Source organism: Qipengyuania nanhaisediminis (assembly GCF_900115585.1).
Classification (GTDB): domain Bacteria; phylum Pseudomonadota; class Alphaproteobacteria; order Sphingomonadales; family Sphingomonadaceae; genus Qipengyuania; species Qipengyuania nanhaisediminis.
This window is the reverse complement of record NZ_FOWZ01000002.1, coordinates 471,000-483,137: the sequence shown is the minus strand read 5'-3', so window position 1 is coordinate 483,137 and position 12,138 is coordinate 471,000. Positions and strand designations below refer to the sequence as shown.

15 protein-coding genes are annotated in these 12,138 nt (G+C 61.9%); 10 read left to right on the top strand and 5 right to left on the bottom strand.

What is annotated here, in order from left to right; all coding sequences use genetic code 11:
* Window position 1 precedes the first annotated feature (1 nt).
* Genes BM173_RS14775 through BM173_RS07895 form a run of 5 tightly spaced genes read left to right on the top strand, consistent with a single transcriptional unit; the run spans window position 2 to window position 2,780 of the window.
* A complete protein-coding gene (locus tag BM173_RS14775; protein WP_245755819.1) occupies window positions 2-535 on the top strand; it encodes a YncE family protein in 534 nt (177 codons plus the stop codon).
* Window positions 523-1,002, top strand: coding sequence for a YncE family protein (locus BM173_RS14770; RefSeq protein WP_245755818.1), 480 nt, complete (start codon window positions 523-525; stop codon window positions 1,000-1,002). The genes BM173_RS14775 and BM173_RS14770 overlap by 13 nt, the downstream gene beginning before the upstream one ends.
* Window positions 999-1,460 carry an ATP-dependent zinc protease family protein gene (locus BM173_RS07905; protein ID WP_090479691.1) on the top strand — a complete coding sequence of 154 codons (462 nt, stop codon included), beginning with the start codon at window positions 999-1,001 and terminating at the stop codon, window positions 1,458-1,460. The genes BM173_RS14770 and BM173_RS07905 overlap by 4 nt, the downstream gene beginning before the upstream one ends.
* Complete coding sequence (gene rimK, locus BM173_RS07900; protein ID WP_090479688.1) at window positions 1,457-2,362, top strand: 30S ribosomal protein S6--L-glutamate ligase; 906 nt, start codon at window positions 1,457-1,459, stop codon at window positions 2,360-2,362. The genes BM173_RS07905 and rimK overlap by 4 nt, the downstream gene beginning before the upstream one ends.
* Before the next feature lie 22 nt (window positions 2,363-2,384).
* A complete protein-coding gene (locus BM173_RS07895; protein ID WP_090479685.1) occupies window positions 2,385-2,780 on the top strand; it encodes a RidA family protein in 396 nt (131 codons plus the stop codon).
* A gap of 12 nt (window positions 2,781-2,792) precedes the next feature.
* On the opposite strand, the gene BM173_RS07890 is transcribed toward BM173_RS07895, so the two are convergent.
* The 4 genes from BM173_RS07890 to rpsF all read right to left on the bottom strand — a co-directional run bounded on the left by BM173_RS07890 (window position 2,793) and on the right by rpsF (window position 5,625).
* Window positions 2,793-4,232, bottom strand: coding sequence for an AMP nucleosidase (locus tag BM173_RS07890; RefSeq protein WP_090479681.1), 1,440 nt, complete (start codon window positions 4,230-4,232; stop codon window positions 2,793-2,795).
* A 122-nt stretch (window positions 4,233-4,354) separates the two neighbouring features.
* The gene (gene rplI / locus BM173_RS07885; protein ID WP_090479677.1) at window positions 4,355-5,023 is read right to left on the bottom strand and encodes a 50S ribosomal protein L9; all 669 of its coding nucleotides are present in this window, start codon (window positions 5,021-5,023) and stop codon (window positions 4,355-4,357) included.
* A gap of 12 nt (window positions 5,024-5,035) precedes the next feature.
* On the bottom strand, window positions 5,036-5,260 hold the full coding sequence (gene rpsR / locus BM173_RS07880) for a 30S ribosomal protein S18 (protein ID WP_090479673.1): 225 nt from the start codon (window positions 5,258-5,260) through the stop codon (window positions 5,036-5,038).
* Window positions 5,260-5,625 (bottom strand): 30S ribosomal protein S6, encoded by a 366-nt coding sequence (gene rpsF / locus BM173_RS07875; protein ID WP_090479670.1) that lies wholly within the window; start codon window positions 5,623-5,625, stop codon window positions 5,260-5,262. The genes rpsR and rpsF overlap by 1 nt, the downstream gene beginning before the upstream one ends.
* A 205-nt stretch (window positions 5,626-5,830) precedes the next feature.
* On the opposite strand from rpsF, the gene BM173_RS07870 reads away from it, so the two are divergent.
* Window positions 5,831-6,793 (top strand): DUF808 domain-containing protein, encoded by a 963-nt coding sequence (locus BM173_RS07870; RefSeq protein ID WP_090479668.1) that lies wholly within the window; start codon window positions 5,831-5,833, stop codon window positions 6,791-6,793.
* A gap of 4 nt (window positions 6,794-6,797) precedes the next feature.
* Here BM173_RS07870 and BM173_RS07865 read toward each other — a convergent pair whose 3' ends face one another.
* Complete coding sequence (locus tag BM173_RS07865; RefSeq protein ID WP_090479665.1) at window positions 6,798-8,225, bottom strand: glutamate ligase domain-containing protein; 1,428 nt, start codon at window positions 8,223-8,225, stop codon at window positions 6,798-6,800.
* Window positions 8,226-8,267: 42 nt separating this feature from the next.
* On the opposite strand from BM173_RS07865, the gene BM173_RS07860 reads away from it, so the two are divergent.
* From BM173_RS07860 to dnaN, 4 genes are all read left to right on the top strand, one after another.
* Window positions 8,268-9,119 carry an LD-carboxypeptidase gene (locus BM173_RS07860; RefSeq protein ID WP_090479662.1) on the top strand — a complete coding sequence of 284 codons (852 nt, stop codon included), beginning with the start codon at window positions 8,268-8,270 and terminating at the stop codon, window positions 9,117-9,119.
* A gap of 25 nt (window positions 9,120-9,144) precedes the next feature.
* The gene (fabD, locus tag BM173_RS07855; RefSeq protein WP_090479660.1) at window positions 9,145-10,083 is read left to right on the top strand and encodes an ACP S-malonyltransferase; all 939 of its coding nucleotides are present in this window, start codon (window positions 9,145-9,147) and stop codon (window positions 10,081-10,083) included.
* Entirely contained in the window at window positions 10,083-10,835 is a 753-nt protein-coding gene (gene fabG, locus BM173_RS07850) for a 3-oxoacyl-[acyl-carrier-protein] reductase (RefSeq protein WP_090480276.1), read from the top strand. The genes fabD and fabG overlap by 1 nt, the downstream gene beginning before the upstream one ends.
* Before the next feature lie 157 nt (window positions 10,836-10,992).
* Window positions 10,993-12,114, top strand: a complete 1,122-nt coding sequence (dnaN, locus tag BM173_RS07845) for a DNA polymerase III subunit beta (RefSeq protein WP_090479659.1) — start codon at window positions 10,993-10,995, stop codon at window positions 12,112-12,114.
* Window positions 12,115-12,138 lie beyond the last annotated feature (24 nt).

Sequence of the window (12,138 nt, the reverse complement as noted above, 5' to 3'; positions counted from 1 at the left end):
AATGCGGATCGCGGCTCTCCTCTCCATCCTGCTCGCGTCATGCGCGCCGGTGGCGGAGGACGGGCCGCGTGCCGTATCTGACAGTCCTGCAGATGGCGCGCTGTTCGTGGCGGGCAAGTTCGGCAACACGCTGGCCAAGATCGACCTTGCCAGCGGGACCGAGGTTGCGCGGGTGGACAGCTGCGCCAACCCGCACGAACTGGCGACGTCACCCGACGGCAAATACGTGGCACTCGCGTGCTATGGCGGAACCAGTCTCGACATTTTTCGCACCAGCGACCTCGGCCGCTTGAAGTCGGTGGAGCTTGGTGAAAACGCCCGTCCGCACGGGATCGTGTGGCACCCGAACGGCGATCTTTACGCAACCGCCGAGGGGCGCCAGTCAGTCTTCTGGATCCGCTCCCCGATGGGCGAGCACGAGACGTTCGAATATTCGACAGGGAAGGAAGGCAGCCACATGGTTGCGTCTCGCCCGATGCGCGTCACGCCTGGACGACCGATCTCGGCTCGAAAACAGTCACGATGGTCGATTTGAAGACCCGCCGCGCCCCGCTTTCGGTCGAAGTGGGCGAGGAACCAGAAGGCATTGCGCTAAGCCCCGATGGCGAGACGCTGTGGGTCTCCGCACGCGGCTCGAACAAGGCCTTCGCGCTTGATCCCATGTCCCTCGCGATCCGCAATGAGATCGACACCGGACGCTTCCCGCTGCGTATCGCGGTCCGTCCGCAAGGAGACTTCGCGGTGACCAGCGACCTCGCCGATGGCGGTCTGTCGGTGATCGATACTGCGATCGGAGAAGTCGTGCGCAATATCGCGGTGTCCAGTCCCGAAGAAGCGCAGACCCGCTTTCAGGTCACGATCCTGTGGTCCCCCGACGGGGAACGGATTTACGCCGCTGAGACACGTTCGGACACGATCGCGGAAGTCGATTTCGCTAGCGGAGAGGTCTTGCGCCGCCTACCGGGTGAAGGAGGTGGAGACGGACTGGCGATAATTGAATGAGTGATATTAAGGTTTTGCCCGTAGTGGGGTGGCGGGAGCTGGTACACCTGCCTGAGCTTGGTCTGCGGGGTATTCCCGCGAAGATCGATACCGGAGCGCGCACGTCCTCCTTGCACGGCGTGGTGCTCGACGAGTTCGAACGTGATGGCGAGAAATACGTCCGTTTTGCCGTCGACTTCGAAAAGCCCCATGTGCGCCAGATATGCGAGGCCGTTCACGTCGACATCCGCGGGATCACCAGTTCCAATGGCGAAACCCAGTATCGCTATGTCATCAAGACGCCGCTGAAGATCGGCGACGTTAAATTTCGTGCGGAAATCAGCCTGGCCGACCGGTCGGACATGAAGTTCCCGATGCTGATCGGTCGCTCGTCCCTACGTCGTAGATTTGTCGTGGATTCAGGGTATTCCTGGCTCCAGACGCCTGAAATGAAGGTCAAGAAAGGCCACAAACCATGAAAATCGCCATGCTTGCGCGCAATCCCAATCTCTATTCGCACAAGCGCCTCAAGCAGGCGGCGGAAGAGCGCGGACACGAACTCGATATCCTCAACACGACGCGTTGCACGGTGCACATCGCGAGCCACCGGCCCGAGGTGTATTACAATGGCGAGGCCTGTGTCGGCTATGATGCGGTCATCCCGCGTATCGGCGCCTCGATCACGAACTACGGTCTCGCAATCCTGCGCCAGTTCGAGATGCGCGGATGCTGGCCGCTCAACGAAAGCGTCGCCATCGGCCGCAGCCGCGACAAGCTGCGCTCCATGCAAATCCTCGCCAAGCACGGCCTCGGCCTGCCGCTGACGGCCTATGCCAATGATCCCAAGCAGGCCGAGGAGATCATCAAGGCGGTGAAGGGCCCGCCGGTGGTCATCAAGCTGCTGGAGGGCACACAGGGCATTGGCGTCGTGCTTGCCGAAACCATGTCTTCGGCCAAGTCGGTGATCGAGGCCTTCCGCGGGGCCAATGTGAACATCCTCGTCCAGGAATTCATCAAGGAAGCAGGCGGCACCGACATTCGCGCGCTGGTGGTCGGCGGCAAGGTCGTCGCCGCGATGAAACGCACCGGCGCAGCGGACGACTTCCGCAGCAACCTCCACCGTGGCGGCAGTGCAGAGCTGATCAAGATCACGCCTGCCGAACGCTCGACAGCGGTGAGCGCGGCAAAGCGTATGGGTCTCAATGTCTGCGGCGTGGATATGCTGCGCAGCAATCATGGTCCGGTCATCATGGAGGTGAACTCCTCGCCCGGCCTCGAAGGCATCGAGAATGCCACGGGCAAGGACATCGCCGGGATGATCATCGATTACATGGCGGCCAACGCAAAGGTCGGGAAGACGAAGACGAAGGGTAAGGGTTAGCGCAAATCCAGCAGGAGGTTCGATGGACCGGACAACTCACAATCCCACCGAATGGCTGACGCATTTCGGTGTGAACCACGCAGTCGAAGTGAAGGGTGGGGAGCGAACGCTCTACCTATCCGGCCAGACGGCTTCCGATCCGGACGGCAACGCCATGCATCCCGGTGATCTCGTCGCTCAATACGAGGCAGCGTGGGGCAATCTGCTTGACGCGTTGAAGTCCGCAGGCATGGACGCGACGAACCTTGTCCGGCTGAACTTCTATACGACCGATGTGCCGCAATTCATGGAAAAGGCCGAACACATCGTGAAGTGGCATGTCGGAGCCGGAGCGCAGGTTTGCAGCACCCTGCTTGGGGTGAAAGAACTCTACGATCCGGCTCTCATGATCGAAATCGAAGCGACTGCCGTCGGCTGACGGGCCCTTGATTTACCTGAACGGCGGCTCGTTGAAGGCGCGCAGCTTGCGGCTGTGCAGTTTCGGGCCTTCCTGGCGTAGCAGGTCGCAGGCGGTAACGCCGATCTGCAAGTGGGCCGCGATGGCTTCCTCGTAGAACTTGTTTGCCTGGCCTGGCAACTTGATCTCGCCGTGGAGCGGCTTGTCCGAAACGCATAGCAGCGTGCCGTAGGGGACGCGGAAGCGGTAGCCCTGGGCAGAGATGGTCGCGCTTTCCATGTCGATGCCGACGGCGCGGCTGAGGCTCAGGCGCTTTGCCGACTGGGTATAGCGCAGCTCCCAGTTACGATCGTCGGTGGTGACGACGGTACCTGTACGCATGCGCTTCTTGAGGTCGCTGCCATGCTCGCCGGAGACAGCCTCCGCCGCTTCGGCCAGCGCCTGCTGGACTTCTGCGATGGCGGGAAGGGGGATTTCCGGCGGGAGAACCGGGTCGAGCACGTGATCGTCGCGCAGGTATGCATGGGCGAGCACGTAGTCGCCGATCTTTTGGCTGGGGCGCAGACCACCGCAGTGGCCGATCATCAGCCAAGCTTCGGGGCGCATCACCGCCAAGTGATCGCAGATCGTTTTCGCGTTGGACGGACCGACGCCGATGTTCACCAGCGTGATGCCGCCGCCGTTCTTACCGACAAGGTGGTAGGCGGGCATCTGGTGGCGACGCCACGCGGTATCGGACAATTGGCCGCGCGCATTGTCGGTCGCCTCGGTGATCATCAGGCCACCGGCACCAGCCAGCGCGGTGTAGCCGTTCTTGCCAAGCTGCGATCCTGCCCAGTCGACGAACTCGTCCACATAGCGGTGGTAATTGGTGAACAGGATGAACCGCTGGAAATGCTGCGGATCGGTCCCGGTGTAATGCGCAAGCCTAGCAAGGCTGAAATCCGTGCGCAGGCCGTCGAACAGCGACAGCGGGATGGGATCGTCGGGATTTTCCAGCTCGATGCCGTCGGCCAGCTCGTCGCCGATATCGGCGAGGTCGGTGGAGGGGAAGTGGCGAGCGATCTCGTTGGGATCGATACCCGCCAGTACCGCGCCTGCTTCGCCGTCGAGGACATAGGGGAAGGGGATTTCCTGGCGCGATGAGCCGACCTCCACCTCGATCTCGTAATTCGATCCGATCAGTTCGAGCTGTTCGCGCAGGTAATTGCGAAAGAGGCTGGGACGGGTGACGGTCGTTGCATAGAGCCCTGGCATGTTCAGCCGGCCGAATGCGCGGTTGGAACCGTCGGGCATCTGGCCGCCGCGGAACAGCAGGCGGAGTTCGGGATAGGCGTAGCTGCCGTCTTTGCGCCGTTCGGCGGCGGGCAGTTCGCGGGTCTTGCCGAAAGCGATCACATCTTCCCGCAGGCGGGAAATCGCCGCGTCATAGACGGTTTCGAGCTTGTCGAGGATCTGGTCGATTGATTCCATGGCTGGATTTTCTCCTGGCTTCTTGTTGTTTTGATGACACCTCCTGCCACAGGAAGGGGCCTGTTACAAAAAGGGCGCGGAGACCGAAGTCGCCGCGCCCTGTTTGTTCGAGGTCGATGCGCTTACGCGTCGTCGCCTTCCGGCTTGGTAGCTTCGATGAGGGCTTCGCTTTCGCTGGTGCCTTCTTCGGTGCTGACGCCGTCTTCGAGCATGTCGGCGGGGATTTCACCCGGCTCGAGGCCCGTGTCGATGCGGTTGGCTTCGGCCTGCTCTTCGATTTCGCGCTGTTCTTCTTCGAACATCTGCGCGAGCACGTCGACGCCCTGGCTCTGCAGTTCGGCTTCGTCGTCCGAGCGGGCGACGTTCGCCTTCACGGTGACGGAAACCTCGGGGTGGAGGTCGATGCGCACGTCATGCATGCCGATCGTCTTGATCGGGTTGCCCATGATGACCTGCTTCTTGTCGATCTCGTGACCCTTGTCGGAAAGGCCGTTCACGATGTCGCGAACGTTGACCGAACCGTACAGCTGGCCTGCGTTCGAAGCGGCGCGGATCAGCACGACTTCGACGCCGTCGACCTTTTCACCGGCCTTTTCGGCTTCGGCGCGGCGTTCGGCGTTTTCCTTCTCGAGGCGTTCGCGGTTGGCTTCGAAGACCTTCTTGTTCGCAGCATTGGCACGAAGGGCCTTCTTCTGCGGAAGGAGGAAGTTACGCGCGTAGCCGTCCTTCACGGTGACGACGTCACCGATCGTGCCGAGCTTTTCGATGCGCTGGAGGAGAATGATATCCATGGTCTCTGCTCCTTACTTCACGATGTACGGAAGCAGGCCGATGTGGCGTGCGCGCTTGATCGCCTTGGCGAGTTCACGCTGCTTCTTCGCGCTGACGGCGGTGATGCGGCTGGGTACGATCTTGCCACGCTCGGACATGAAGCCCTGAAGGAGGCGAACGTCCTTGTAGTCGATCGCGGGGGCATTCTTGCCAGCGAACGGGCAAGACTTGCGGCGGCGGAAAAACGGACGGGCCATCAGTTACGCTCCTCGCGTTCGCGGCGCTTCTTGGAATCGCGCTCGTTCTTGCGCATCATTACCGACGGACCTTCTTCGTGTTCGTCGACACGGATGGTCATGTAACGGATGACGTCTTCGTTGATGCGCGTCTGGCGTTCGAGTTCTGCAACAACGGAGCCGGGGCCCTCGATGTTGAGCATTACGAAATGCGCCTTGCGGTTGCGGTCGATCTTATATGCGAGGCTCTTGAGGCCCCAGGTCTCGGTCTTGGTGACCTTGCCTTCGTTCTTTTCGACGATTTCGGTCGCCGTGGCTGCGAGCTGGTCAACCTGAGCCTGGCTCAGGTCCTGTCGCGCCAAGAAAACATGCTCGTAGAGAGCCATGCTCTTGTCCTTTCAACTGTCGGCCGATCGCTGGCTTGTCCGCGGGATTGCGGGGCCCCTCCGGCTTTCTTCATTCCTTCGCCCGGAAGCGAGGGATGCGCGCACATAGCCGGATTCTGCGCGAATGCAAGGCAAACTGTCCCCTTGCGCGGGTGGAACGTGCAAGGCAGGGGGCCGTTGGCAGTGGAAACACAGGAGATTTTGCGTGCCCGGCGGACTTGTAGCGCTTTTGGACGACGTTTCGGTAATCGCGCGGGCGGCCACCGCATCGGTAGACGACATCACCGTCGCTGCGAGCAAGGCCGGGACGAAAACCGCCGGTGTGATCATCGACGATGCCGCTGTGACGCCTTCTTACGTCACTGGCCTCAGTCCGGCACGTGAACTCCCGATCATCTGGAAAATCACCAAGGGGTCGCTGAAGAACAAGCTTCTGTTCCTTCTTCCTGGCGCCCTGATACTCAGCTGGCTGCTGCCCTCGGCCATTATCTTCATCCTGATGCTGGGCGGGGCTTACCTGTCCTACGAAGGCGCCGAGAAGGTCATGGAGAAGCTCGGCGGCGAGAAGCACGGCAAGACACTCGAGGACGAGATTGTCGATCCAGTCGCCTTCGAGAATCAGCGCGTCGCAGGGGCGATCAGGACAGACCTCATCCTGTCGGCCGAGATCATGGCGATCACGCTCAACGAGGTGGCGTCGGAAGACTTCATCGTGCGGGCCGGAGTTCTGGCAGTCGTTGGCATCGCGGTTACGCTGTTCGTCTACGGCGCGGTGGCGATCATCGTGAAACTGGACGACATCGGTTTGCATCTTTCCGAACGCAAATCGCAAGCCGCCGAGCAGTTCGGTCGTTTCCTGGTGCGTTCGGTACCTTACATCCTCACGGCACTCTCATTCATCGGCACCATTGCCATGCTGTGGGTCGGCGGAGGGATCATCCTGCATGGCCTGCACGAGCTCGGCCTTCACGGCCCGTCGGACTGGGCGCATGGAGTCCAGCACGCTGTGGAGACGGTCACAGGCGGATTGTCAGGCCTGCTTGGATGGGCGACCTACGCCGCGATCTCGGCGCTTGTCGGCCTTGGCCTGGGCTTCGTGATCGTGATCCTGCTGCATAAGGTCTTCAAGATGGGCCATGGCATGGGCGAGGGCGCCGAAGCCCACTGATCTGTCAGGACAGGCGCTGGAAAATCCGCAGCGCAAATTCGCTCAGCGTGTCGTCGCGCGCGCCCATGATCACGATCCGGTCACCGGGACGGGCGAGCGAGACCAGGCGGTCCTCGACATCCTTGCGCGACGGCACGTGTTCAGCCCTTGCGCCGCCCTCGGCGATGAGTTTCACGATCCGCTCGCTCCCCTCGCTGCGGTCGACAGTACCGCCGAAATAGACAGGGTCTGAAAAGATTACGCGATCATCCGCTCCCATGACGTCGATGAAGGTCTCGGCCAATTCGGCACCCATCTGGCGCAAAGGGCCATATCCGTGGGGCTGGAAGAAGGCGAGCACCCGGCCGTCGTGGGATTTAAGCGTCTTCAGCGTGGCAGCGCATTTCTCGGGATTGTGTCCGAAGTCGTCGATGACGGTGATGGCAGCGTGTGTCGTGCCTACAATGTCGAAACGCCGGGCCAGCCCGTCGAAACCGGCCAGCGCCTGTACTGATTCCGCAACCGGCACACCGGCTGCGGCCGCGCCGGCAATCGCCGCAAGGGCGTTCGAGAGGTTGTGGCGACCGGGCATGTTCAACCGCAGCGCGTGCTGGCTGCCGTCATGCCGGTCGACGACCATGGCGGCTTGCCGGACGGGCCCCTCGGCGATGCTTCCCGGCTCAATGCCGATTTGCGCTTTTTCCTGATCGATCCCGAAGGTGATGACCTCTTTCGCATGAGGCAGGAGGGCGAGCGCTTCCGGATCGTCCGCATTGAGGACCGAAATTCGGCTGCGCGACAGATAATCGCCGAACAGTTGGCGCAACTCTTCCATGCTCTTGTGATCGAGCGAGACGTTGAGAAGTATGCCGACCGCGGGTTTGTAGAGCGCGATCGACCCGTCGCTCTCGTCCACTTCGCTGACATAAAGGCTCTGCGAGCCGACGACAGAACTGGCGAAGGGGCGCTCCGGCGAGACGAAATTCTTCATCACCGCGCCATTCATGACCGTGGGCGCGCGACCGGTTGCTTCGAGTATCCACCCGAGCATTCCGGTTACCGTCGATTTCCCGCTGGTCCCAGCGACTGCCAATCCTGCGCCGCTGGTGTTGAAGAGGATCGAATTGAGTTCGGCGCGCGTCAGGCGAAGGCAATCGAGATCGTTCGCCTGTTTGATTTCCGGAACGCTGTCTTCAATCGCGGCAGACGCGACGACGATCTGGTCGCTCGACACGATCCCGCTACCGTCCTGGGGATGGAGTTCGAAACCTTGCTTTTCGAGGGCGGCGAATTTCTCCGGAGTTCGACCCTGGTCGAAGCTGCGGTCGGATCCGGCTACCTTGCAGCCGCGGCCCTTGAGGATCTGCGCAAGCGGCAGCATGCCTGATCCGCCGATGCCGACGAAAAAGAACGGGCGGGCGAATAGTTCGTCGGGGCTGGGGAAGTCGCTCATCCCAGCCTCGCTATGCAGTTGCAGCCGTCAAGACAAGCAGGCATGACCGCAGATGTGCACCGTCCGATCCGAAAAGTGGCCATTTGCGCCCCCGCAACCCCGCTCAAGCGCAAATATGCGCAGGCCGTAAGCAGGCTCGCGAGCGACGAATTTCCTGAACTCGAATTACATTTCCACGAGCAGTGCTTCGTCGAGGAAGGCCACTTCGCAGGCTCCGACGACACGCGCCTGGCGGCGCTGCTCGAGTGTGCGAACGACGCCAGCAACGACGCGGTGTGGTTTGCCAAGGGCGGATATGGCTCGAACCGGATCGCGGCTCAATTCCTCAAACAGGCTGGTGATGCTGCGAAGAACAAGCCGTTCCTGGGCTATTCCGACTGCGGGACGCTGCTGGGTGCACTTTATCGGGCCGGGATCGGCAGCCCGGTCCATGCGCCCATGCCAGTCGATATCAAGCGCGAGGGAGGCGAGGCGGCCATTCGCCGGGTCCTCGCCTATATGTCGGGAAATCCGGACGGACTGGAGCCTTCGCTCACCGATAGACCGGTCGCTGCGTTCAATCTCTATACGCTTGCCATGCTCGTCGGCACTCCGTTCATGCCCGACCTGACAGGACACGAAGTCCTCATCGAAGAAGTCGGCGAGTACGAATACGCCATCGACCGCCTGCTCTTCCATGTGACCGCCCAGATCGGTGACATCGCGGGAATCAAGCTGGGCGAGGTGACGGCGGTTCCCGAAAACGATCGGCCATTCGGCGCGAGCGCGCAGGAAATCGTGCAAGACTGGTGCCGCCGTAGCGGCATTTCCTACCTCGGCCGGGCGGAGGTCGGGCATTCCTCTACCAACAAGATCGTGCCTTTCGGTCTTGAGGGACGGACCTTGCGCGCCTAAGCGCCGCTCCCAACAGGAGAGAAACATGACTGCATTCATTTTCCCTGGTCAGGGAAGCCAGAAGGTCGGCATGGGAACGGAACTGGCCGATGCCAGCACCCACGCACGCGAAGTCTTCGAGGAAGTGGACGACGCGCTGAACCAGAAACTGTCTTCCGTCATGCGGGACGGCCCTGAAGGCGAGCTGACGCTTACCTCGAACGCACAGCCGGCCATCATGGCAAACTCGATCGCCACTCTGCGCGTCCTGGAAAAGGAATTCGGCGTCGTTCTTGCGGATAAGGCCAGCTGCGTTGCGGGCCATTCGCTGGGTGAATACTCCGCGCTGTGTGCCGCCGGCGCGTTCGGCCTTGCCGAAACCGCGAAGCTGCTGCGCCTGCGCGGCATCGCGATGCAGGATGCCGTGCCGATCGGTGTCGGCGCCATGGCGGCCTTGCTCGGTGCGGACATCGAGAAAGCCACCGCGCTGGCAGAAGCAGCAGCCGAGGGGCAGGTGTGCGAAGTCGCCAATGACAACGATCCGACGCAGGTCGTGATTTCGGGCCACGCGGAATCCATCGATCGCGCAATCGAACTCGCGAAAGAGCACGGGATCAAGCGCGGTATCAAACTGCCGGTGTCCGCGCCCTTCCACTGCTCGTTGATGGAACCCGCCGCACAGCGCATGAAGCTGGCGCTGGAAGAGACATCGCCCTCGGCTTTCTCCGTGCCCCTGTTCGCCAATGTGACGGCATCGCGGGTCACGGACCCCGCCGAAGAGCAGCGCCTGCTGGTCGAACAGGTCACGGGCCGCGTTCGCTGGCGCGAAAGCGTGCTCGCCATGCGTGAGGCGGGCGTCGAACGCTTCGTCGAGCTCGGCGGCAAGGTGCTCGGACCGATGGTCGGCCGCATCGACAAGGAGGTGACCACTATCAGCCTCGTCACCATGGAAGATCTCGAGAATTTCGCGAAGGAGAACGCATGATGTTCAGCCTCGAAGGCAAGACCGCACTCGTTACCGGCGCCAGCGGCGGCATCGGTTCGTCCATCGCCTATGCTTTGGCGCGCCAGGGTGCGCGTTTGGCGCTGTCGGGTTCCAATGGCGACAAGCTACGCGCCTTCCGCGAACAGCTGAACTCGGATACCGGCGGTGACCACGTCGAGATTACCTGCAACCTGTCCGACACGACGCAGGTGGAGGAGCTTGTTCCGGCGACTGTCGATACGCTCGGCAAGATGGACATCCTCGTCAACAATGCCGGGATCACGCGCGACAATCTGACGATGCGTATGAAGGACGAGGAGTGGGACGAGGTGATCCGCATCAACCTCGAAGCCAGTTTCCGTCTCATGCGAGCGAGCGCGCGTCCGATGATGAAAGCCAAGGGTGGCCGCATCATTTCGATCACCAGCGTCGTGGGCCATACCGGCAACCCCGGGCAGATGAACTATGTCGCTGCAAAAGCCGGCCTCACCGGCATGAGCAAGAGCCTCGCCCAAGAGCTGGCCAGCCGCAATATCACCGTCAATTGCGTCGCTCCGGGCTTCATCCGCACGGCGATGACCGACGCACTTACTGACGACCAGAAGGCCGCCATCAACGGCCGGATCCCGATGGGCCGGATGGGCGAGGGCGACGAGATCGGCGCGGCTGTGGCCTATCTCGCCAGCGACGAGGCTGCCTATGTCACCGGCCAGACGCTGCACGTGAACGGCGGCATGGCGATGATGGGCTAAATACCCCTTTATCCCCAAGGAATCGATCAGGGGGCGGGTTCGGGACGTGACGGAGCCTTGCCCCCGTAGGCGGCCTCGCTAAGGTCGTTATCCGTATTCCGGCGCGCGGGGGCGATTCCGGCCCTTGCTTCGCCCAACAGGGACGAAAGAAGGACCCATGAAGGCCACTATCGAACGCGCTACGCTGCTGCGCTGTCTCTCCCACGTTCAGTCCGTCGTCGAACGGCGCAACACCATCCCCATCCTGTCGAACGTCCTCATCGAGGCGGAAGGCGACGGTCTGCGCGTGATGGCGACCGACCTCGACCTGCAAGTGGTCGAACATATGGAAGCCAGCGTCGAAAGCGACGGGTCCGTGACCGTTTCCGCGCACCTCCTGTTCGATATTGCGCGCAAGCTGCCCGACGGCAGCCAGGTCAGCCTTGAAACCGCCGACAACCGTATGGCGATCAAGGCGGGCCGCAGCCGCTTCTCGCTGCCCACTCTGCCGCGCGACGACTTCCCGGTGATTGTCGAAGGCGACCTGCCGACCAGCTTCGAACTTCCGGCCAAGACGCTTGCCGAGATGATCGACCGCACGCGATTTGCGATCTCGACGGAAGAGACCCGCTACTACCTCAACGGGATCTTCCTGCACGTGTCGGACGAAGACCAGCCCGTGCTGAAGGCTGCCGCGACCGACGGCCACCGCCTCGCACGCTTCACCCTGGCGCGTCCCGATGGCGCGGAAGGCATGCCGGACGTCATCGTGCCGCGCAAAGCCGTCGCCGAACTGCGCAAGCTGCTGGAAGAAAAGATGGACGGCAACGTCCAGATCGACCTGTCGGCCAGCAAGATCCGTTTCACCCTCGGCGGCGAAGGCGGAATGGTCCTCACCAGCAAGCTGATCGACGGTACCTTCCCGGATTACTCGCGGGTCATCCCCACGGGTAACGACAAGCTGCTCAAGATCGACCCGCGCACCTTCCACGAAGGTGTCGACCGTGTCGCCACGATCGCGACGGAGAAGACCCGTGCGGTGAAGATGGGGCTCGACAAGGACAAGGTGACACTGACCGTCACTTCGCCCGACAATGGCACCGCAACCGAAGAACTTTCGGCCGAATACGGTGCCGATGGCTTCGAGATCGGTTTCAACGCCGGGTATCTCAAGGACATCCTTGGCCAGATCGACAGCGACACCGTCGAGATCCATCTGGCCGATGCCGGTGCGCCGACGCTGATCCGCAAGGATGATGACAGCCCGGCGCTATACGTCCTGATGCCGATGCGGGTTTAACGCTCGCATTCGGGTTCTTGCTTG